This is a genomic window from Desulfovibrio diazotrophicus, from assembly GCF_902498985.2.
Classification (GTDB): Bacteria; Desulfobacterota; Desulfovibrionia; order Desulfovibrionales; family Desulfovibrionaceae; genus Desulfovibrio; species Desulfovibrio legallii.
On record NZ_OX346397.1, the window covers coordinates 2,614,768 to 2,636,402 of the forward strand.

19 protein-coding genes are annotated in these 21,635 nt (G+C 64.2%); 12 read left to right on the forward strand and 7 right to left on the reverse strand.

All coding sequences use genetic code 11. From position 1 onward, the window contains the following. Positions 1-9 precede the first annotated feature (9 nt). Positions 10-873: a zinc metalloprotease HtpX gene (locus J7I12_RS11205; protein ID WP_118230590.1), complete on the reverse strand. Its 864-nt coding sequence runs from the start codon at positions 871-873 to the stop codon at positions 10-12. A gap of 391 nt (positions 874-1,264) precedes the next feature. Continuing rightward, positions 1,265-1,801 (reverse strand): superoxide dismutase family protein, encoded by a 537-nt coding sequence (locus tag J7I12_RS11210; protein ID WP_118230591.1) that lies wholly within the window; start codon positions 1,799-1,801, stop codon positions 1,265-1,267. A 163-nt stretch (positions 1,802-1,964) separates the two neighbouring features. Here J7I12_RS11210 and J7I12_RS11215 point away from each other — a divergent pair, with 163 nt between their 5' ends. The 7 genes from J7I12_RS11215 to J7I12_RS11245 all read left to right on the forward strand — a co-directional run bounded on the left by J7I12_RS11215 (position 1,965) and on the right by J7I12_RS11245 (position 7,542). After that, positions 1,965-2,576 carry an RlmE family RNA methyltransferase gene (locus J7I12_RS11215; protein WP_118230592.1) on the forward strand — a complete coding sequence of 204 codons (612 nt, stop codon included), beginning with the start codon at positions 1,965-1,967 and terminating at the stop codon, positions 2,574-2,576. A gap of 36 nt (positions 2,577-2,612) precedes the next feature. Then, positions 2,613-3,350 (forward strand): YebC/PmpR family DNA-binding transcriptional regulator, encoded by a 738-nt coding sequence (locus J7I12_RS11220; protein WP_118230593.1) that lies wholly within the window; start codon positions 2,613-2,615, stop codon positions 3,348-3,350. Between the two features lie 80 nt (positions 3,351-3,430). Next, the gene (locus J7I12_RS11225) at positions 3,431-4,249 is read left to right on the forward strand and encodes an ABC transporter ATP-binding protein (RefSeq protein ID WP_118230594.1); all 819 of its coding nucleotides are present in this window, start codon (positions 3,431-3,433) and stop codon (positions 4,247-4,249) included. A 278-nt stretch (positions 4,250-4,527) separates the two neighbouring features. Then, entirely contained in the window at positions 4,528-4,980 is a 453-nt protein-coding gene (mlaD, locus tag J7I12_RS11230) for an outer membrane lipid asymmetry maintenance protein MlaD (protein ID WP_118230595.1), read from the forward strand. Next, positions 4,980-5,624: a Tgt2/MlaC family protein gene (locus J7I12_RS11235; RefSeq protein ID WP_118230596.1), complete on the forward strand. Its 645-nt coding sequence runs from the start codon at positions 4,980-4,982 to the stop codon at positions 5,622-5,624. Before mlaD ends, J7I12_RS11235 begins: the two co-directional genes overlap by 1 nt. After that, a complete protein-coding gene (locus tag J7I12_RS11240; protein ID WP_288907371.1) occupies positions 5,614-6,462 on the forward strand; it encodes an MlaA family lipoprotein in 849 nt (282 codons plus the stop codon). The genes J7I12_RS11235 and J7I12_RS11240 overlap by 11 nt, the downstream gene beginning before the upstream one ends. Before the next feature lie 72 nt (positions 6,463-6,534). Then, positions 6,535-7,542 (forward strand): ABC transporter ATP-binding protein, encoded by a 1,008-nt coding sequence (locus tag J7I12_RS11245; protein WP_242621204.1) that lies wholly within the window; start codon positions 6,535-6,537, stop codon positions 7,540-7,542. A 291-nt stretch (positions 7,543-7,833) separates the two neighbouring features. On the opposite strand, the gene thiE is transcribed toward J7I12_RS11245, so the two are convergent. After that, entirely contained in the window at positions 7,834-8,475 is a 642-nt protein-coding gene (thiE, locus tag J7I12_RS11250; RefSeq protein ID WP_118230598.1) for a thiamine phosphate synthase, read from the reverse strand. An 18-nt stretch (positions 8,476-8,493) separates the two neighbouring features. Continuing rightward, positions 8,494-9,474, reverse strand: coding sequence for a DUF362 domain-containing protein (locus tag J7I12_RS11255; RefSeq protein WP_118230599.1), 981 nt, complete (start codon positions 9,472-9,474; stop codon positions 8,494-8,496). A 133-nt stretch (positions 9,475-9,607) separates the two neighbouring features. Here J7I12_RS11255 and J7I12_RS11260 point away from each other — a divergent pair, with 133 nt between their 5' ends. Beyond that, positions 9,608-12,451 carry a mechanosensitive ion channel family protein gene (locus J7I12_RS11260; RefSeq protein ID WP_498793714.1) on the forward strand — a complete coding sequence of 948 codons (2,844 nt, stop codon included), beginning with the start codon at positions 9,608-9,610 and terminating at the stop codon, positions 12,449-12,451. Next, positions 12,432-12,779 carry a cupin domain-containing protein gene (locus J7I12_RS11265; RefSeq protein WP_118230225.1) on the forward strand — a complete coding sequence of 116 codons (348 nt, stop codon included), beginning with the start codon at positions 12,432-12,434 and terminating at the stop codon, positions 12,777-12,779. Before J7I12_RS11260 ends, J7I12_RS11265 begins: the two co-directional genes overlap by 20 nt. Before the next feature lie 71 nt (positions 12,780-12,850). On the opposite strand, the gene J7I12_RS11270 is transcribed toward J7I12_RS11265, so the two are convergent. The 3 genes from J7I12_RS11270 to J7I12_RS11280 form a co-directional block, all read right to left on the reverse strand. Continuing rightward, positions 12,851-14,995, reverse strand: a complete 2,145-nt coding sequence (locus J7I12_RS11270; protein ID WP_118230224.1) for a methyl-accepting chemotaxis protein — start codon at positions 14,993-14,995, stop codon at positions 12,851-12,853. A 321-nt stretch (positions 14,996-15,316) separates the two neighbouring features. Further along, on the reverse strand, positions 15,317-16,012 hold the full coding sequence (gene traT / locus J7I12_RS11275) for a complement resistance protein TraT (RefSeq protein ID WP_118230223.1): 696 nt from the start codon (positions 16,010-16,012) through the stop codon (positions 15,317-15,319). A gap of 525 nt (positions 16,013-16,537) precedes the next feature. Next, entirely contained in the window at positions 16,538-17,278 is a 741-nt protein-coding gene (locus J7I12_RS11280; RefSeq protein ID WP_130957898.1) for a hypothetical protein, read from the reverse strand. A gap of 125 nt (positions 17,279-17,403) precedes the next feature. Between J7I12_RS11280 and topA the strand changes: the two genes are divergently transcribed. From topA to J7I12_RS11295, 3 genes are all read left to right on the forward strand, one after another. Continuing rightward, complete coding sequence (gene topA / locus J7I12_RS11285) at positions 17,404-19,650, forward strand: type I DNA topoisomerase (RefSeq protein WP_288907695.1); 2,247 nt, start codon at positions 17,404-17,406, stop codon at positions 19,648-19,650. Further along, a complete protein-coding gene (locus tag J7I12_RS11290; protein WP_302413424.1) occupies positions 19,643-20,731 on the forward strand; it encodes an XdhC family protein in 1,089 nt (362 codons plus the stop codon). Before topA ends, J7I12_RS11290 begins: the two co-directional genes overlap by 8 nt. A 145-nt stretch (positions 20,732-20,876) precedes the next feature. Then, on the forward strand, positions 20,877-21,518 hold the full coding sequence (locus J7I12_RS11295) for a thioredoxin (protein WP_288907697.1): 642 nt from the start codon (positions 20,877-20,879) through the stop codon (positions 21,516-21,518). Positions 21,519-21,635: the final 117 nt, after the last annotated feature.

Consider the following 21,635-nt stretch of genomic DNA (forward strand, 5'->3'; position numbering starts at 1 on the left):
CAAAGGGGCCTAGCCCCGCTGCTGTTGCCGCGCCAGTGCCTGCAGGCGGCGGATGCGTTCCTCAATGGGCGGATGGGTGCTGAACAGGCCGGCCATCCCGCCGTGCGCAAACATGGGCGTGACAATGAACATCTGTTCCGTGCTGGGGTTGCCGTCCTGCATGGGGATGCGGCCGCTGGCCGCGCCCAGTTTGGCCAGCGCGCCCGCCAGGGCCAGAGGTTGCCCGCAAAGGGCCGCGCCCGTGTCGTCCGCCAGATATTCGCGTGAGCGGGAAATGGCCATCTGGATGAGCCCGGCCGCCAGCGGAGCCAGCAAGGCCATCATCAGGGCCGCCAGCGGATTGGCGCCGCCTTCTCCTTCACGATTGCCGCCGAAAATGGCCGTGAACTGAAAAATATTGGCCAGGGTGACAATGGCCGAAGCCATGACCCCGGCAATGGTCTGGATGAGGATGTCGCGGTTTTTGATGTGCCCCATTTCGTGCCCCAGCACCCCGCGCAGTTCCTCTGGCGAGAGCAGGCGCATGATGCCTTCCGTCACGGCCACCACGGCGTGTTCCGGGTTGCGCCCCGTAGCAAAGGCGTTGGGCGCGGCTTCGGGCACCACGCAGATGCGGGGCTTGGGGATGCCGGCATTCCGGGCCAGCTCTTCCACCATGCTGTGCAGGGCCGGGGCTTCTTCCGGGGCCAGCTCCCGCGCGCGGTACATGGACAGCACGATTTTGTCTGAATACCAGTAGCTGCCCACATTCATGAGCAGCGCCAGGCCAAAGGCGAAGACGACGCCCGTGCGCCCGCCCAGCAGGCCGCCCATGGCGATAATAATGCCCGAAAGCAGACCCAGAAGAAGAACGGTCTTGATCTGACTGGTCATGCCAACTCCTTTGCTGCAGAAAACGTGGGAAGGCGCGGCGCAAGGCCGCACTCAGGATACTATAAGCACAAGGGGGGCGCTGGCAAGCGGTGCCGCGTCGGAAATGGGGCGCGGGGGAGCGCGAAAAGGCATGCGGGAAAAAAGGGAGAAGGGGCATACGCTGGCCGGGGCTTGTGCAGCCCTGCGGGCAGGGCCGTCAGGGCACGGCCAGCGTACGCCCCTTCCCCGTCACAAGGCCCGCGCGACCCCCTTAATATACGACAGGCCGCGCGGGGCGGTATTATTCAGAGCGTTGCAACGGTGCAATACTCTGGCGGTTGCGTGAGCTGACGCCCGCCGTGGAGGCGCAAGCGCACCTTATTGGCGCGGTTGGCGCCGGAGCGAGCGGGTCTTATTTAATAACGCCGCAGGCTATGCGCGCCCCGCCGCCGCCCAGCGGCGCAGGTATGTCGGCGTAGTTGTCGCCGCCGGCATGGATCATCAACGAGCGGCCGCGCAGGTCGGCAGTGGTCAGCCCCGGAGCGTGCAGCCTGGCCTTGACCATACCTTGGGCGTCGGCGGTGATGAAGGGCAGATCACCCTTGTGGCCAGGTTTGCCGGGGCCTTCGTGCCTGCCGCTGTGGGCGGGATCAAAATGCCCGCCGGCGGCCAGCCCGGCCACGTTTTTGCCGTCCTTGGGGGCCGGGGCGCACGAGGGGTTTTCATGAATGTGCATGCCGTGGGGGCCTGGCGGCAGTCCGGTCATCTCCACCAGAATGTCCACCCCGCCCTTGCCGTCGTCGGTAAAGACCACACTGCCCAGTTCCTTATCCACCCCGGCGTCCGTTATCTTGTGCACGGGCGTCGTGAGGCTTTCGGCCCGCACATGGCCTGCGGCCACTGTCAGAATACCGCCCATAAGCAGCAGAAGGGGAATGATTTTTTTCATATGGCTGTCTCCTGTGGGGGGCTTGCGACGTACGGAGGTCCGTACGCCTTTTTCACTTAGTAAAATACTACAAAATTGCGGCGGGGGGGTCAACGGCAAAGTGGGATTTGCGCCCCTTGGCGAACTGCACCAAAAGGTGTATGCTCACCCGTTGGGATATGTCATGAAGGAATATCGGGACCACTATTTTCTTAAGGCCAAGCGGGAGCACTACCCCGCCCGGTCCGTGTACAAGCTCAAAGAGCTGGACGCCAAGTTCCGCCTGCTCAGGCCCGGTCAGAACGTGCTGGATCTGGGCGCGGCGCCGGGCTCCTGGTCTTTGGGCGCGGCGGAGCGGGTCGGGGGCAAGGGGTTCGTGCTGGCCTGCGACATCCAGAGCACGGACACGGTTTTTCCCCCCCAGGTGGAGTTCGCGCAGGAGGACGTTTTTAAGCGTTCTCCGGCCTTTGAGGCCCGGCTTGCGGCGCTGGGGCCTTTTGACGTGGTGCTGAGCGATATGGCTCCGCGCACCACGGGCACGCGCTTCACCGACCAGGCCCGTTCTCTGGAGCTGGCTCAGGAAGCCCTGGCCGTGGCCCGACAATGGCTGCGGCCAGGCGGGCATTTTGTGGTCAAGATTTTTATGGGGCCGGACATTCAGGAACTGCTCGCGCCCATGCGCGCGGCTTTTGGCACGGTCAAGTCCTTCAAGCCCAAGAGCTCACGGGCGGAAAGCAAGGAAACGTTCTTTGTGGGCCTGCACTTTCACGGGCAGGACGCGCCGCCGGGCATCTGAACTTTTTACACACCGCAGGTTTTTTTCGGAGGTTTTATGTCAGGGCACAGCAAATGGGCCAACATTCAGCACCGCAAGGGACGCCAGGACGCCAAGCGCGGCAAAGTCTTCACCAAGGCCGCTAAAGAAATCATCATCGCCGCCAAGGGCGGGGGCGATCCTGCGGGCAACCCCCGTTTGCGGGCGGCCATCGCCGCCGCCAAGGCCGTGAACCTGCCCAAGGACAAAATTGACGCCGCCATCCGCAAGGGCACGGGCGAGGACGCGGGCGGCGACCTGACCGAAACCTTTTATGAAGGCTACGGCCCCGGCGGCATTGCCGTTATGGTGGAAGTGGCCACAGACAATAAAAACCGCACCGTGGCCGAAGTGCGCCACCTCTTCACCAAACACGGCGGCTCCATGGGCGAAAACGGCAGCGTGGGCTGGATGTTTGACCGCAAGGGCGTCATCAGCGTGGACAAAGCCGCCTACCCCGAAGACAAAATCATGGAAGCCGCCCTGGAAGCCGGAGCCGACGACGTCATTGACGATGAGGACGTCTGGACCCTCCACACGGCCATGGCCGATTTTGGCGCGGTGCGCGACGCTCTGGAGGCTGCGGGCATTGCCATGCAGTCCGCGGAGCTGGCCATGGTTCCCCAGAATCTGGTGGCCGTGGATGCGGACATGGGCCAGAAGGTGCTGCGTTTTATGGACGCTCTGGACGACAACGACGACGTGCAGAACGTCTACGCCAATGTGGATTTTCCCGACGATATGCCCACAGACTGACGCGCTTGCGCGCCCGTCCTTCCCGGTCTATACTGGTCAATGGCGGGCGCGTTGACGCGCCCCCACGCACAAGGAGCCGCATGGAAGCCTGGGACATTGCATTTCGCGCCCTGAGCGCGGGCTACAGCGAGCACGTGGTGCTGCGGCAGATAGACGCCGTGCTGCCGGGGGGCAAGGTTTCCGTCATTCTCGGCGGTTCCGGCTGCGGCAAGTCCACCCTGCTGCGGCAGGTCATCGGCCTTTCACGTCCGCTGGAAGGCAGCGTGCTGCTGGGCGGGCGCGATCTGTTTGCCCTTAACCGGCGCGATTTTCGTCGGGCGCGCCGCCATATGGGCGTGCTTTTTCAGGACGGCGCCCTGCTGGGGGCGCTTACCCTGGTGCAGAACGTTACCCTGCCCCTGAGCGAGCATTTGCGCCTGCCTAAAGCGCGCATCCGCGAGGCGGGCCTGCGGGTGCTGCGCCTGGTGGGGCTGGAAGATTTCGCGGATTATTATCCCAATCAGCTTTCGGGTGGCATGCGCAAACGCGCGGGTCTGGCCAGGGCCATCATTGCCGAGCCGCGCGTGCTGCTCTGCGACGAACCCACCAGCGGCCTGGACCCCATCACCGCCGCGCGCATGGACGCCCTTTTGCTCTCCCTGCGGCAGCAGATGCCCAGCATGACCCTGGTGGTGGTGAGCCATGACCTGGCCAGCCTGCGCGTCATTGCTGACCATGTGCTGGTGCTGGGCGAGGGGCGGGCGCTGTTTTCCGGCTCGCTCGCCGAGCTGGAGGCCAGCCCGGACCCGTATCTGCGCCAGTTTTTGCGGCGTGAGCCCGGCCCGGACGCCGGCACCAATCTTCAGGACCCGCCGGACCCCGTAGTGCGTCAGGCCCTGGACCACTGGCTGGCCTCCTGACCAACCGCTGCGGGCGAGGCCGTTCTTTGAAGGCGGCGGGCTCGCCGGAGGCCGTCCTGCGGGAGTTGCCCTGCAAAAGTTTCCGGCTTGGCCCCGCGAGATCGGGCCCCCCCCGGAACAGGCCGCCTTTTGGGCGGTGCGCGACCTGCAGCGCCCCGTCGCGGGCAGCGGCGGTGTGCCGCTGACGCAGACGCACGCGGGGCTTGAAACTTTGCCCCCGTGTCCGTATAGTTTTTTGTAGACCGTCACCCCGGTCAAACCGGCAAGCTGGATACCGCATGAACTCTGCTCGTGAAACTGCCGTGGGCCTTTTTGTCCTCTTGGGCCTGCTTTGTGTGGCCTATCTCACCGTCAAACTGGGCAAGATGGAATTGTTCAGTTCTCAGGGGTTTGAGCTGGTGGCCCGTTTTGATTCCGTTTCCGGCCTGCGTGTAGGGGCGGATGTGGAGATGTCCGGCGTGCCCGTGGGGCGCGTGGTGGACATCCGCCTGGATCCGGACCCGTTGCGCAACCAGGCCGTGGTGCGCCTGCGTCTGAACAAGGATCTGCAGCTTTCGGACGACAGCATGGCTTCCGTCCGTACCAGCGGCCTTATCGGTGACAAATACGTCAGCCTCTCGCGTGGGGGCTCTGACCAGATACTCAGCTCTGGGGGCGCCATCACGGAAACAGAATCTGCCGTGGATCTGGGCGCCCTTATCAGCAAATACGCCTTCGGAGGAGTCAAATAATGCCCGCCGTCAGGCCCATGCGCCTTTTCTCCGCCTGCCTTTTCCTGCTGCTGGCCCTGGCTGTTGTTTTGCCGGGGGCTGCGGCGCTGGCCGCTTCGCCCGCCAGGCAAGCTCTGGAAACCTCCATCAGCCGCATTCTCGCCAGCATTAAAAATCCGGACTATGTCAACCCGACCACCCGCGGCCCCTTGCGTCAGCAGATTGAGGACGAGGTGCTGCACATTTTTGATTTCGGCGAATTTTCTTCCCGCACTGTGGGGCCGCGCTGGCGCACCTTCAGCCCGGACCAGCAACGCCGCTTCAGTGACGCTTTCGCCGAGCTGCTTATCAATACCTATCTGAACAAAATCGACGGCTACAACGGCGAGCAGGTGCTCTACACCGGCGAAACCGTTTCGCCCGAAGGCCGGCGCGTGGAAGTGCAGACCCTTATCACCATGAAGGACGGCAAAAAGGTGCCCGTGGCCTACCGCATGCTGCCCAAACGCGGCTCCTGGTTTGTCTACGACGTGCTTATCGAAAATCTCAGTTTGGTCAAAAATTACCGCACCCAGTTTCAGGACATCCTGAACAGCGCTAGCCCTGACCAACTTATTGCCAGAATCCGGGCCAAGACCCAGGAGGTAGGGCAGGGTGGCAACTGACCGACGCGCGCTTGCCTGGCGCTTTCTGCACGGTGGCCTGCTGGCGCTGTTTGCCTTGTTTTGTTGCCTGCGGGCCGCGCCCGTCACGGCGGCCCCCGCTGCGGAGCCGACCCCTTCCGCTGTCTACGGCAACGCCCCGGCCCTGCCGCCCGGTGCCGTCACCGTGCATCCTTATGGAACTATGCGCGTTTCCGACAGTCTGGACGACTATGACGACGCGCCTCTCAGCGCCATCGCCGACCCCCTTGAACCCTGGAACCGCTTCTGGTTCCACTTTAACGACATTTTCTTTCTTTACGTTGCCAAACCTGTTTACACGGCCTGGGAGTACATCACCCCCCACCAGCTGCGCAGCGGGTTGAAAAACTTTTTTTCCAACATTCTCTTCCCCGTGCGCTTCATCAATAATATTCTTCAGTTCCGCTTTATGGAGGCCGGGGTGGAGTTTGGCCGTTTTTTCATTAACACCACCACCAGCGCGGGCTTTGCCGATGTGGCCAAAGGCCTCAAAACTGTGGTGCCCGTGGACCCGGCAGGCGAGGACTTCGGTCAGACCCTGGGGCGCTGGGGCCTGGGGCACGGCTTCTATCTGGTCTGGCCCTTTATCGGGCCCAGCTCGGCGCGCGACACCGTGGGCCGCGTAGGCGACCTCTTCGCCGAACCCATGTTTTACCTGCAGCCCTGGGAGCTGAGCGCCGCAACGGGCGGAGGCCTGCGTTTTAACGCCTTGGGCGATGTGCTGCCCCTTTACGACGACCTCAACTCCGTGGCCGTGGACCCCTACATCGCCATGCGCGAAGCCTACGTCAGCTTCCGCCGGGCGCAAGTGCTGCACTAGCGCGCCATGTGCTTGCCGCAGGCCAGTCCGCCGCACGCCGCGCCCGTCCCGCCGGCCTCCACGGCTGCAGGCGTGTCTGCCGCGCGTTCAGATTGCCATACCCCGGCGCAAGGGGCCGCCCCTCTGCTGGCGCTGGAAGGCCTGAGCGTATTTTTCCGCACGGATCAGGGTCTGCTGCCCGCTGTGCAGGGGCTTTCCCTGCAGGTAGCTGCAGGCGCCGCCACCTGCCTGGTGGGCGAATCGGGCTGCGGCAAAAGCCTTACGGCCAGGGCCGTGCTGCGTCTGCTGCCCGAAAACGCCGTACAGCGGGGCCGCGTACTTCTGGAAGGCACGGACCTTGCCGCCTGCACCGGGCGTGAGCTGCGGCGCGTGCGCGGCCGCCGGGTGGGCATGGTTTTTCAGGAGCCCATGACCGCCCTCAACCCCGTGCTCACCGTGGGCAGCCAAGTGGCCGAGCCCCTGCGGCTGCACCTGCGCCTTCCCCGCGCGGCTGCCCGTCGGGAGGCCACGGCCCTGCTGGCTGAAGTGGGCATTCCCGATCCGCACAGCCGTTACAACGATTACCCCCACCAGCTTTCCGGCGGCATGCGCCAAAGGATTATGATCGCCATGGCCCTGGCCTGCGGCCCCCGCCTGCTGCTGGCGGACGAACCCACCACCGCGCTGGATACGACCATTCAGGGGCAGATTCTCCGTCTGCTGGCCGCCCGCAGCCGGGAACGCGGCATGGCCGTGCTGCTCATCACGCACGACTTGGGCATCGCCGCCCAAATGGCTGAAACCGTGGGCGTCATGTACGCCGGTCGCCTGGTGGAATGCGCCCCCGCCCAGGAACTCTTTGCCCATCCGCAACACCCATATACCCAAGGGCTGCTGCGCGCCGCACCGGCTCTGCGCCGGGCCGACCTGCGCCGCCTGCCTACCATCCCCGGCAGCGTGCCCGACCTCCGGCATATGCCCGCGGGCTGCCCCTTCCACCCCCGCTGCGCACACGCCCTGCCCCGCTGCGCAACAGAAATGCCCCCGGACCAGAGCCAAAACGCGCACCGCGTGGCCTGCTGGCTGACGTGTGAGCCGTAGGCTTACCTTCCCCTTACAAGCAGGTTTCTTGGAACATAGAGTACTTTTGAGAATATGTATTCCCAAAAGGTACGGCACGCGCGTTCCGGCGTCTGAGCGCGCAACGACAGAGTGGTGCTGCACTCGTAGCGAGCGCTGTCTTTGCCCGTAACTAGCGCTGCTGTCTTTGCCCGTAACTTCCTTCGTCGTAACGGGCCAAGCTCCTGCGTCGTAACGGTTGCAGCTACGCGTGCGCCTCCACGGCGGGCGTCTGCTTGCGCAACCGGTCAGGACCTTACAACGTTCAAGGCCCTAATATCCCGACTGCATGGCCTTGCGCAGGGCGGCCACTTTGGCGGGGATGTCCGGCGCACCCACAAGGTCGGTGATCAGGCAGCAGCAGCGTGCGCCGTGGCGGGCCACGTCGGCGATGTTGTGTTCCTTGATGCCGCCGATGGCCACCAGGGGCAGATCGATGTTCCGGCTCACCCAGTCCAGGTATTCCAGGCCCACGGGGTCCACCACGTCTTCCTTGGTGTGGGTGGCGTAGATGGGGCCCACGCCGATATAGTCCGCACCCAGGCCGCGGGCGGCTTCAGCCTGTTCCGGCTTGTGGGTGGAAAGGCCGATGAGCATGTCCGGGCCCACCAGAGCGCGCACCTGGGGCACGGGAAAGTCCTCCTGGCCTACATGCACGCCGTCGGCTTCAGCCAGAATCGCCAGGTCCACATAGTCGTCCACAATAAAGCAGGCGTTGGCCTCGCGGGTCAGGCGGCGGAGCAGGCGGCATTCCTCCAGCATGGCTCCGGCTTTGAGCTTTTTTTCGCGGTACTGCACAATGCGCACCCCTGCGCCCAGCAGGGCGCGGACCACTTCTTCCAGGGGGCGGCCCAGGGAAAAGTTGGGGTCGGTGATGGCGTAGATGTCGGTTTCTCCGGGCAGAATTCTGGGCATGGGCTTTCTCCTTGCCGTTCAGGGGTGGAATACGGCGCAGATGCGGCGTGCGCAGCTTTTGACAAGGCGCGCCGGGTGGAAAGACGTGTGGGCCAGACGCGCGGGCAGCACAAAGCCCGTGGCGTCAAAATCCTGGGGCCGCAGCAGGGGGTAGACCGGCGCGCAGCCCGCAGCAGCGGTGCCGGGAGCCTGACGGCGGATGAGCGCCGCGCCCAGGGGTACGGTGTGCGGCGCGCGGCCCAGCACGGCGTAGAGGGCTTCATCCAGGGCCGGGGCGTCGGCGCAGGCCCCCAGCAGGTTGAGGGCAAAGGGGTCGCCCTTGCCGGGGCCGGTAACGTGCATGGCGCGCACGCCGTCGGCCAGGGCCGCCACGGGCGGCAGGGCGGCCCAGAGGGCGGCCAGGCAGTCGGCAAAAAAATCCGGGTCGCGGCCTTCACGGGCGTGAACCACGGCCTTGCGCAGGCCGCAGACGCAGCCGAAGCAGTTTTTGACGGCCAGGGTCAGGAGCATCTGGCTGTGGGCCTTGACCCTGGGCAGGGAAAGGAGAGCGTCGCTTTCCAGGGCCAGACGGGCCACGCCGAAGCGCGGGGGGCGGCTGTGGTGCGGCGTGCGCCCGGCGGGCAGGGGCAGGGTCACGGGCACGGGGTCGTCCAGCTGGCGCACGTGCAGCCCCAGAGGCTTGAGGGCGGCCTCCAGCCCCACGGCGCGGGCCACGCCTGCGGCGCGGCCAAAGCCTGGGGCGTCGGCCACGCGCACCAGAGCGCCCTGATCCAGCAGCCATGCGCAGGCGGCGGCGACCACCGCGGGTGTGCTGCAGGCCAGAGGGCGGGCTTGCAGCAGGTTGGGCTTGACCAGCACCCGCGCGCCGCGCAGGGAGAGGCGCTCTGCCAGACAGGCCGCGTCCAGGGTCGCGCCCACCTGGCGGGGCAGAGTCGGAGCCGCATAGTCCGGGCAGCGGGCCAGGGCCACGGGCGTTTGGGCGGGAACAAGGGGGGTCATGCCTGAACTATGCCGCTCGGTGCGGCGCTTGTAAAGCGGCTCTTTTCAAACGGACGCTCTTGACGTATGCACAGGCAAGCGTACGGCCGCGCTTTTTGCGGCGGACGCCACTCTTTTTGGCAAGGATGGCAGCATGCGTGCAGTCATGATGTTTTGGGGCGCTGTTCTGGCGCTGGCCTGCGGGTTGTGGGTCGCCCCCGGCCCGGCAGGGGCGGTTTTGGCCGCCGAGAAAGCCGCTGTAGCAAGCCCGGCCAAAGCCGACCTGGACGCCAAGGGAGCAGCCAGAGCCGCCAAGGCTGAGGCCGCCAAGCCGGAGGCGGATAAAACTGCCGCCAAAACCGGTGCAGACAAGGCCGGCGACGCCGAAGCCGCAGACAAGGCCGACACCGGCAAGGCCAAAGACGCCAAGGCCGGTGCGGACAACGCGGCCCTGCCCCTGCAGGACCCGTGGGAAGCGGTCTGGACCAACCAGCGCACCATGCTGGATGAGGTGGACGACAAGGCCGCGCAGATGAGTGCGGATTTCAGCCAGCGCACGGTGAACCTGAGCGCCAGGGTGCAACCGTATACGGAAGAAGCCCGCCGTCTGCTGGTGTTGGTCAATACCTACAAAAACTGGCCCAACCCCATGGAGTCCGTAAGCCGGCGCATCACGGTGGTCATTGTGGACCTGCGCAAGCTGCTGGACCCCATGACGGCGGCCCGCAGCGAAGCGCAGAGCCTGCTGGAGCGCATTGGCTACCTGGCGGACAGCTTGCCGGAGGATCTGCAAGACAGCAGTCTGAGTCCTGAAATCCAGGATTACGCCCGCCGTCTGACTTTGACCCGGCTGCGGCTTACGGCGGTGCTGGCTCAGTTTGACGCCACTCTGGCCCCTTCGCTGGCCCTGATCAAGCGGCTGGAAAAGACCAAAGAAGACATCGGCGCGCAACTGCCCGTGCTGTGGAAGGACTATTACCTGCAGCGGCCCGTGCCCTGGCTTAGCCCCGATGCCTGGCGCGATTTTTCCAAGCAGATGAGTTACTCCCTGCAGGGCATGGTCCTGCGCCTGCCCGTGGAGATTCCTGTTACTCCGGACCGCTGGGGCACGGCCTTTGTGCGGCTGCTGGTGGGGCTGCTGGTTACCGGGGCCTTTTGCACGCTGCTCTACCGGCGCTATGCGGAGGCTGCCGCGCGTGACGCCACGGTACGGCACATCTTTCGGGTCAGCCTGCCCTGGCTTTGCGGGGGGCTGGCCCTGTTGGGCAGCTCCATTTCCGCCACGGGAGAGTTTTTTCGGCTGTTTCTGGCTGTGGGCAACCTCTGCCTTATTGTGGCCCAGCTCTATCTGGCCTGGGATCTCCGGCGGCTCAAGTATCCGGAGGTGACCCTGGAGCGCGCGCCGTTCTGGAACCTCATGCCCCTGACCCTGGGCGCGTATGTGCTGCTGTACCTGCCTTTGACCAAAGCGCTGGTGCTGCTCATCTGGCTGGGCATGGTCATTGCGGCCATGGTGCGCCAGCGCCGCCGCCCAAAACTGGATCTGGGGCCCCTGCATGTGGAGGCCAGCGTGCTGGAATGCGAGCCGCTGGCGCTTTGGATCTGCCTGCTGCTGACCCTGGCCGGGCTGCACATCTACAGCATGGTGCTTTATCTGCTCTTTGCCTCCACCTCTCTGGCCCTGCAACTCTGTCTGGGCGGCATGGCCAAGGTCAGCGAGCTCAACGACAACCTGCCCAAGGAGGGCGTGCGCGCCGCATTGGCCCATCTGGCCGTGGCCCTGGCCGCGCCCGTGGTGCTGGTGGCCGTTGTGATGGGCGTTTCGCTTTGGGTGGGCACCCTGCCCGGCGGCATGGCCCTCATGCAGCGCTATCTGTTGCAAGGGGTCAGCGTGGGCAGTACGCAGTTCAATATTGTGCACCTGCTGCTGATTATCACCATGTTTTACCTCACGCGCACGGCCGTGGCCATGGGGTCGCGCTTCCTGGCGCGTTTACCCAAGCAGGGGCTGAGCATCGACGCTACCCTGATCCCGCCCATGCAGACGGCCTTCACCTACGCCTTGTGGTGTTGCTTCGGTCTGTTTGTGCTGCGGGCGCTGGGCATGGAGCTGAGCAACCTGGCCATGGTGGCCGGCGGCCTTTCCGTGGGCATCGGCTTCGGCATGCAGACCATCGTCAATAACTTTCTTTCGGGCCTGATCCTTATTTTCAGCCGCACCCTGCAGGCCGGGGACGTGGTGGACGTGGGCGGCATTCAGGGCCGCGTACGCAAGATCAGCGTGCGCGCCACCATGGTGGAAACCTTTGACAACGCCCTGATTATCGTGCCCAACTCCGAGTTTGTGGCCAGCAGGCTCATTAACTGGACGCGCAACAGCCGCACGGTGCGGCGGGAAATCAAGATCGGCGTGGCCTACGGCAGCCCGGCCGACGAGGTTATGAAAATTCTGCTGGCCATAGCCAACAGCCACAGCAACGTGCTTAAATATCCGCCGCCGGCCGTGTCCTTTGACGATTTCGGGGCCAGCACCCTGGATTTTACCTTGCGTTTCTGGGTGCGGGACTACGATGTGAGCGTTTCCACGTCGTCGGATATTCGTCTGGATATTGAAAAAGCCTTCCGCGAAGCCGACATTGAAATCGCCTTCCCGCAGCTGGACGTGCACATTAAGGACGTGCCCGCGCCCAGGACGTCGCGCCCGGCCCCGCGCCCGGCCCCGCGCCCGGCGGCCGGTACGCCGCAGGGGACCGCGCAAAAGGCGGCCGCGGCCCCCAATGCGGCCCCTGACTCCGTCCGCCGCCCGCCGCTGCAGGCCAGCGGAGAACCGCGTCGCCGTCCGCGCCTGGTGGGCGGCAGGAGCCGCCGCGCAGGGCCGCGCCCGCTGCTGTGGCCCGGCCCGCCGCCAAAGCCGACGCAGCTGCTGCAGAGGCGGACGACAGTTGATCCCCCCCGCACCCCAACCACGAGGAGGCTATATGATCCATCGCGCAAATGAACTGGAATCTTTTGAAAAGGAGATGTTCGGGGGCCCCGGCGCCGTACATTTTACCAAGATCGTGCCGGCCGAAGGCCTGGCCGACAAGGGCCGCCTGTTCAACATCGGTCTGCTGCGGCCCGGCTGTGCCGTGGGCGTGCACGGCCACAAGGGCGAAATGGAAATCTATTACATTCTGGAAGGCCACGGCCTGTATAATGACAACGGCAGGGAAGTGCCCGTGGGCCCCGGCGACGTTACGGTCTGTCCAGACGGCGAAAGCCACGGTCTGCTCAATAACGGCGATACGGACCTGAAAATGGCGGCGCTGATCCTGTTTACAAAGTAATATCTGATTTCGCGTAACCCTTTGGCGACAACAAAGGGGAGAGGGGGCCGCCGTGAGCGGCCCCCTTTGTTTTATCCCCGCTCCATATCTTCGATCAGTTTGTTGAGCCGGTGGGCCTGGTCGGCCAGGCCGGAAACGGCCTGGGCCGCACCGGCCATGGCTTCTGCCGTCTGGTGGGACATGCTGCTGATGTGGCTGATGCTCTGGTTGATTTCCTCGCTGGCGGCGGACTGCTCTTCGCTGGCGGTGGCAATGGCGTTGACCTGGTCGGCGGTGGCCTCCACGGTGCTGACGATTTCCTCCAGGGCCTTGCCGGACTGCCCGGCAAAGTCCGTGGCCTGGCCGATCTGGCGCACGGCATTGTCCACGCCTTCCATGCTTTTGGTTGTGCTGTTCTGAATGGCGGCAATGGCGTTGCCCACATCGGTGGTGGAGGCCATGGTCTTTTCGGCCAGTTTGCGCACTTCGTCGGCCACCACGGCAAAGCCGCGTCCGGCCTCTCCGGCGCGGGCGGCCTCAATGGCGGCGTTAAGGGCCAGCAGGTTGGTCTGGTCCGCAATGTCCGAAATAACGGCCATGATGCGGCTGATGGCCTGGGCGTGCTCATTGAGAAGGGCCATGTCTTCCTTGAGGCTCAGGGAGGCGTCGCGCACGCTTTCGATGCTCTGGAGGGACTGCTCCACAATGCGCGCGCCGGCCAGGGCGCGTTCGCGCGTTTCGGCGGAGGCTTCGGAGGCCTGACTGGCGTTTTGGGCCACTTCCTGCACGGTGGCGTTCATCTCGTTCATGGCTGTGGCGGCTTCGGTAAGGCGCTGGGCTGATTCGGCGGCCACGCGGTCGGACTGCTCAATCTGAGCTGCAAGCTCTGTGGAGGCCGAAGAAAGCACGCTGACCACGCCTTCGAGCTGTTCGGCGGCGGCCAGCATGCCGTCGCGCCGCGCATTTTCGGCCTTGGCGGTGGCGGCCTCGGCCTCACGGGTGGCTTGCCGGGCTTTTTCCGATTCCTCCTTGGCTTCGGCGGCCAGGGCTTCGGCCTTGCCGATGGTTTGCAGCAGGGAGTGGATCATGCCCTTGAGGGCGGTGCTCAGGGTCTTCATCTCGCCGCCGAAGGCGGCGTCATTAATGGAATGCTGCAGATCGCCGCCGGCAATGACTTCGGCGGTGCGGGCCAGATAGTTGACCGGCTGCAGCGAGCTGCGCACCAGCAGAAAGACGGCCAGCAGCAGCACGGCCAGCAGCGCGCCGCACAGGGTTAAGGTAAGCCTACTGATTGCAGTGGCCTGCGCCATAACTTCGCTCTCGGGCGCGGTAATGCTCAGGTACCAGTGCTGGTCGCTGCCTGCAATGGGGATGGGGTGAAAATAGCGCAGCACAACGCCGCCAGGGGCGGAAACTTCTTCAAAATAGGGCTGGCCGGCTTTAAAGGCTGTGGTGGCCGCGGTTTTGTTGCGCAACGCGCCAATGTCAAAGACGCTTTTATCAAGCAAGTCTTTTCTGTGGTGGACCATGATTTTTCCCTGGTCGTTCAGCAAAGCGGCATAGCCCGTCGTGTAGGCCTTGATGTCGGTAATAATCTGCGTAAAACGCGCCAGAGAAATGTCCACCAGCACCGTTCCCCGAAAACTGCCATTGACCATTACGGGATAGACCACGGTGGACATGGGCACGCTTTTGCCGTTGATAGTGTAGGGCTGCGGGTGGGCAATATATGTCTTGTGCGTGGACTTGGGCACGGTGTAATAGGCGCTGGTCAGCTGGTCCCCCTGGTCAGAGATCTCGGCGCCGGTGGCAAAGTACGGCAGATATCGGCCGGAGGCGTCGCAGCCGGGGGCGGAGCGGTAGTCCGCATCCTTGCCGTCATAGGCGTTGGGCTCCCACATGGCCCCCACGCCGAAAAGATCCGGGTTGTTGCGCTGTACGCCCCGCAGCATGGTGTTCAAAACATCTCTGGAAGGTTCCTGCCCCTCGGCCAGAGCAAGGGCCAGGGCGCCGCCCAGGCTCCTGGTTTCACCGACGGCGCCGTCGATGAAGGCGCGGATCAGGTTGCCGTTTTCTCCGCCCAGGGCTGCCAGTTCCCGCTTTGCCACGTCGGTTACGGCGGCGGCGCTGCGCCACTGGATCTGCCAGGCCAGCAGACCGAGGCCCAGGACAAGGATGAGCGCAACAGGAATAACGACCTTGGGAACAATGCGCATTTGTTTATAGAAATTAAACATATTCCCTCCCTGTACTGCATGGGCTATTTTCTGTTGATACTAGTAAGTTACATATGCAAATTATGTTATGATAGTTATCGTTACGACATTTTGCGTATAAAGTTTAGCCATAGCAAAAAAATTACAAAAATAGTTTGCTTATAAAAGATTTTTATATTCTGCATATACAGTGTGTTACTAAGGATGCAGGTCTGAGAACGTGCAGTATGCGGGCATAATTATGTATATAACAATGTGATATATAATAGTAACAGATAAAATATAAAAAAGCCGCTTCACAATGTGTGAAGCGGCAATGTCGGCAGTTCTGGTCTGCAGGGGTCAGGGAAGGGGCACGTTGCCTTCAAGCTCCGGGCCAGGTCCGGCGTCCTGGCCGCCGGCATCGGGCAAAGAGGCTGCGCCAGCGGCGTCGCTGTCGGCAGCGTGCAAGGCCAGGGCCAGCTCTCGGGCCAGGGCCTCCATAAAGTAGGGCGGCAGGCTTTTGCCCTGGCCCAGATCCTGCGCCAGCACCAGCCCCAGGCGCATCTGACTGCTGGAAATGGCGTTGCGGCTGCTGATGTTTTTGAGCTGGGCCCGGCCGGGCCGGGTTGCACTGGGCACCCGCCGCAGCACCAGCAGCACGTCCGCTACCATGGCAGTGGCTCCCCGGCCCGCAAGGCGCGAAGGCGCGTCGTAGCCCGCAGCGGCTACGGCCCGTGCCGTAGCCGGGTCCGTCTGGCCCGCGGCCAGCACGTTTACCTGCAGAATATAACCGGCCTGGCTGGGGTTGGGCACCAGCTCATAGCCGGTCTGGCGCAGCCGGGCCTCGGCCAGGGGGCGCAGGCCAGGGGCGCGGCCCGTATTGTCGCGCAGGCCCAGATAAACCTGTTTGGGGACGTCCACATCGCCGGCGGCGTCTTCCAGCGCGCCGGCGCGCACGACCTCCAGCCGGGCCGGGTCGCCCTGCTGGCGCACGCAGGCGCAGAGCGGCAGCAGGCAACACAACAGGGCCATAAGCACAGTACGGGGAAAAGCCATAAAAGCCTCGGTGGGGTCCGTGGCCGCGCGGTCACGGGCAGGGGTGTGCGGTACAGCGCTAGAGCAGTTAGCGAATGAAATGAGCTAACTGCTCTGCAAGGATTTTCTTGAAAATCCTTGCCACGAAATGCGAGAAGGCAGGCTTTTGCCTGCCGTAAGCGAACATTTCAAGTGTTAAATGCTCTAGGGGGCAGGCCGCGAGCGCCGTCTAAGCGGATTCGTACGGGGCTGAAACCGTACGCCCGCATCCGCGAAAGAAGCGGGAAACGTGCCTGTCCTGGCGGCAGGCCCATGCGGAACAACGTCCGCATGGGCGGGCTTTGCGCTCTGGAGCAGCGTACCGTTGAGAATATGTATGTTCAAAAGTTACGGCTGCTTGCTCCGGCGTTTACCCGCGCGACTACATAGCGCTGCGGTCTTTGCCCGGAATTTCTTTCGTCGTAACGGCTGCAACTGCGCTTGCGCCTCCACGGCGGACGGCTGCTGCATGGCAACGTTGCAATGCCCTGGCAGCGCGTCTTTGCTTTACGGCTGCAAGGCGTCCACGATTTTACGGCTCAGGGCGTCTTCCAGGCCGGGCTGGCTGGCTTCGCGGCCCATGTTTTCGCCCTCGGCGGTGACGCGCACGCGGCTCCAGGCGTCGTCAGCGGGCTCACGTCCGTTGCGGCCGAAGCCCACCTGGGCCTCCAGGCCCCAGACGTTATACGAGCCGCCGTCCGTGAGGCCGATGCCCAGGCCCAGCAATGCGCCGCCGCCCACGCCCCAGGCCGCGCCCCGGCCGCCGCCCATGGCGCCGCCCAGCATGGCCCCCAGCACGGCGCCCGTGGCCGTGCTGCCCAGGGCCCGGCCGCCGCTTGCAGGGGCGCTGCGGGAATCCAGCTGGCGGATGTTCTCCACCCGCACGCGCACCACAATATCCGCATTTGCCGTGGCGTCGGCCGGGGTCAGGCCCCGGTCGCTCTGCAGATAGCCCGTGAGCATGGAGGCGAGATCCGCATTGAAAGTTTCGCTGCCGCCGTGCACGCCCACATGCACGCTCTGGCCGGGCTGCGCCGTTACCTTGGGCAGCGCCTCGGACCAGCCGGAACCGGCATTTTCGCCTGCCCCGGCGTCCGGACCCGAAGCGGCGGCCGGGCCGCCCGCGTCCCTGCTGCCGCAGCCCGCCAGCAGAAGGCAGATCAGCACAAGGCTTTGGAACAAGGGGCGGAAAGGCTGCAATCTCGGCGGCATGACGTCCTCTGGCTTTACGGCAGATTGTATCTGCATAGCGCATATCCAGTTCCCTGTCCAGACCGGCTCCGGCGCGGCGTACTTGACGCAATGCGGTTTTGTCGTATCTTGCCGTAACGGCGTCGGGGCATGACCGCACCGCCGCGCAACACGGGGGCAGCATGGGCAAACAATTGATTATTGTGGAATCGCCGGCCAAGGTGAAGACCATCAAAAAGTTTCTGGGGCCGCAGTACATGGTGCAAGCCAGCGTAGGCCATGTGCGCGACCTGCCCTCGGGCCAGCTGGCCGTGGATGAGGAGCACGACTTTGCCCCGCACTATGAAGTGATTGACGCCAAAAAAAAGGTGGTCAGCGAACTGCGCAGCGCCGCCGCCAAGGCCGAAACCGTGTTCCTGGCCCCGGACCCCGACCGCGAAGGGGAGGCCATTGCCTGGCACGTGGCCGAGCTGATCAAGGATAAAGCCAAGGACATCAAGCGCATCCAGTTCAATGAAATCACCGCCCGGGCCGTCAAGGAGGCCCTGGCCTGCCCCCGGCCGCTCAATGCCCACTTGTTTGAGGCCCAGCAGGCCCGTCGCGTGCTGGACAGACTGGTAGGCTACAAGATTTCGCCCCTGCTCTGGAAGACCGTCAAACGCGGCATTTCCGCCGGGCGGGTGCAGTCCGTGGCCCTGCGGCTTATTGTGGAGCGCGAGGAAGCCCGCGAGGCCTTTAAGCCGGAGGAATACTGGCTCTTCCGCGCCTTGCTGGCCGGGGAGACGCCGCCGTCTTTCAAGGCGGATCTGGCAAAAATCAACAACAAAAAAGCAGTAGTGGCCAATGCGGCCCAGGCCGAAGAGCTGGAGGCCGCCCTCACGGGGCAGCCCTTTGTGGTGCAGAGTGTGGAGGAAAAGGAGCGCGAGCGCGCCCCCCAGCCGCCTTTCATCACTTCTACCTTGCAGCAGGCCGCCAACCAGCGCCTGAGCTATACGGCCAAGCGGACCATGAATCTGGCGCAACGCCTTTATGAGGGCGTGGAGCTGGGCGACAAGGGGCTTACGGCCCTTATCACCTATATGCGTACGGACTCCACCCGCATTGCCGACGAGGCCCGCCAGGCCGCCAAGGAATACATAACCGCTGCCTACGGCAAAGAATATCTGCCCAAACGCGCCCGGATTTACAAGGCCAAGGAAAGCGCCCAGGACGCGCACGAAGCCATCCGCCCCGTGGATGTGACCCTCACGCCCGACCTGGTGCGGCCCCACCTGCCGCCGGATCAGTTCAATCTGTACCGGCTCATCTGGGCGCGCTTTGTGGCCTCACAGATGGCCGGGGCGCGCTTTCACGATACGTCCGTGACCATCGCCTGCGCCCACACCCAGTGGAAGGCCAAGGGCGAGCGGCTGCTCTTTCCCGGTTTTCTGGCGGTCTTGCCGCGCGGGGCCCAGGAGGAGGCCGCGGCCCTGCCGCCCCTGCACGCCGGTCAGACCCTGGATCTGGAAAAGCTGGAAAAGGAACAGAAGTTTACCCAGCCGCCGGCCCGCTACAGCGAAGCGAGCCTGGTGCGCGAACTGGAAGAGCTGGGCATTGGCCGTCCCTCCACCTATGCAGCCATTATTTCCACCCTGCAGGACAGGGAATATGTGACCCTGGCGGAGAGGCATTTTGTGCCCACGGATCTGGGCCGCGTGGTCTGCCGTCAGCTTACGGAAAATTTCGGCCGACTCATGGACGTGAGCTTTACGGCCAAGATGGAAGAAGATCTGGACAAAGTGGCTGAGGGCAAGGAAGGCTGGGTGGACCTGCTGCACGCCTTTGCGGGCGACTTCAACCCCACCCTGGCCGCTGCGGCCAAAAATATGCAGAGCGTCAAGGGCGGGCTGCCCGCCAACCTGGCCTGCCCGGAATGCGGCAAGCCCTTGATGATCAAGTTCGGCAAGGCCGGGGCGTTTTTAGCCTGTTCCGGCTACCCGGAATGCCGCTATACCAGCAATTTTGAGCGGCGGGAGGACGGCAGCGTGGCCCCCGTGGCCCCGCAGAAGCCGCAGTACGAAAAAGTGGGGCAGTGCCCCCAATGCGGACGCGACTTGGTCATCAAACGCTCCCGCACGGGCAGCAGCTTCATTGCCTGTACGGGCTACCCCGAATGCCGCTACGCCGCGCCCCTTTCCACGGGCGTGCCCTGCCCGCGCTGCGGCAAGGGCCAGTTGGTGGAAAAAAGCACCAAACGCGGCAAGATATTCTATTCCTGCGACCAGTACCCCCAGTGCGATTTTGCCTTGTGGGACAAACCCGTGCCCGGACCCTGCCCGCGTTGCGACTCCCCCTATCTGGTGGAGAAAAAACAGCGCGGCGGCGGGGTCAAAGTTGTCTGCCCGGTCAAGGGGTGCGGCTATGTGCGGGAGGAGGAAGAGCATGAGTGAGATTGCCGGCGGCATGCCCGCGCCCCTGTGGGAAGAGACCTTGGAAGCGCGGGTGGTGGAGCTGCTGCGCCGAGGGGAAACCGTGGCCTTGGTGACCATTGTGCGCAGCGCAGGTTCGGCCCCGCGCCACGCGGGCACGCGCGCCTTGTGCACGACCGCGGGCTTTGAGGGCACGGTGGGCGGCGGGGCGCTGGAGGCCCGCGCTATGGAGGCGGCCCGGCAGTGCCGGGAAAGCGGCCTCTCGGCCTTGGTGCGCTGCGACCTGACCGGCCTGGGGCCGGACAGCGACATGATCTGCGGCGGGCAGATGGAGGTGCTCTGCGAAGTGCTTACCCCTGAGGCCGCGGCGTTGTTTGTTTTGGCTACCGCCGCCCTGCGCGAGGACAAACGCGGGGCCTGGCTGGTGGACGTGAGCGAGCCTTCCCTTCCCCGACGGCAGTTGTGGCTGGAGGCCCTGCCCCCGGACCACGCCCTGCCGCCGCACGTTCTGGCCCATGCGGACGCGGCCCGCACGCTGCTGGAGGCCTGCGGCCGCAAGCCGGGCCTGGTGACGCAGGCGGGACGCAGCGTCTATGTGGAACCGCTCAGCGCGCCGCCTGTGCTGCTGTTGTGCGGGGGCGGGCACGTTTCGCTGGAGGTGGCCCGGCTGGCCCAGGCTTGCGGCTTTGTGGTGGACGTAGTGGACGATCGGCCCCAGTTTGCCAACGCCGAGCGTTTTCCCATGGCCCGGCACTGTCACGTGCTGCCGGAATTTGCCGATCTGGTGGAAACCTGCAACGTGGGGCGACGGCACTATGTGGCCATTGTTACCCGCGGGCACAGCTTTGACCGCGAGGTGCTGGCCCAGGCCCTGACCAGCCACGCGCGGTATATCGGCATGATCGGCAGCAAGGCCAAGAAGGCCCAGGTCTATGCGGCCCTGCGCGCCCAGGGCGTGCCCGACGCCGAGCTGGCTGCCGTGTGCTGCCCCATTGGCTTGCCCGTGGCCGCGGAAACCCCGCAGCAGATCGCCGTGGCCATTGTGGCGGAGCTTCTGGCTGTGCAGGCCGGGACGCTGCAGCGGCTGCGGCTGGAAGAGTAGGGGGCGTGCCGGTCGGCAGTGGCCGTTATTGCTTTTTCCCCTTTCGACAAACGTTTCTCCCCCTGTGTTCCTGGGCGCCATAACCTGACCGTCGCTTGACATTTGCCTTCCGTCACGACACTGTGAACGTGCACAGGCGGGTTTCATGGATGCGACCATCATTGCCGCGCTGGTTTTGTTCCTGGCGTTCATCATTTTTGACGCCCGCAGACGGACCGCGCAACAGCTCCGGCTTATCGCCGAAGAAAAGAGCGGCATTGCCGTGGCCTCCGGTATGACGGCCAGCATTGGCGTATTCTATCCCGACGTGCGCACCACGGTGGTCATGGGTGCTTCTGAAGACACCGGGATTTGCTACTACCGCGTCCTGCGCGACGGCAAGGTCATCAACCGCAGCAAGATCAGTCTGGGCAACATCGATCGCGTGGATCTGCTGGTCAACGGCACGGCCTATCGGCTGCAAGTGAACTCCTGCCAGGCCACGAGCTTTCTCAAGGCTACGGATGTGGCCGGCCGTTGTATGAGCCTGTTTTCGCCAGCCCAGTTGCAGGCCGTGCAACGCGCCGGGCTGCGTCTGGTCTTTCGGGACGAAGGCGGCGCGCAGAAGGCCCTGGACATCACCGTGCTGCGTATGGGCGATGAACGCCACCGCTTCAAGCGCATGGAATTATTTAAGGACGCCGTGTGGTGGCGCACTTTTCTGGAGAGTGCCGGCGCACAGGCCCGGCATGATGCCGTCCCGCCGGAGCAAGCCCCCCAGCTGGAACCCGGTGAAAAATCTTTGTAATTTTTTTTATTCAAAAAATACGCTAGGTTATAACTTTTTTATACGGTCAGTTAACCCCCTGAAATAGCGCGCTTTTTAAAAAAGTTATGGTCGGGGGCGTTCTGTTGCTTTTTCGTA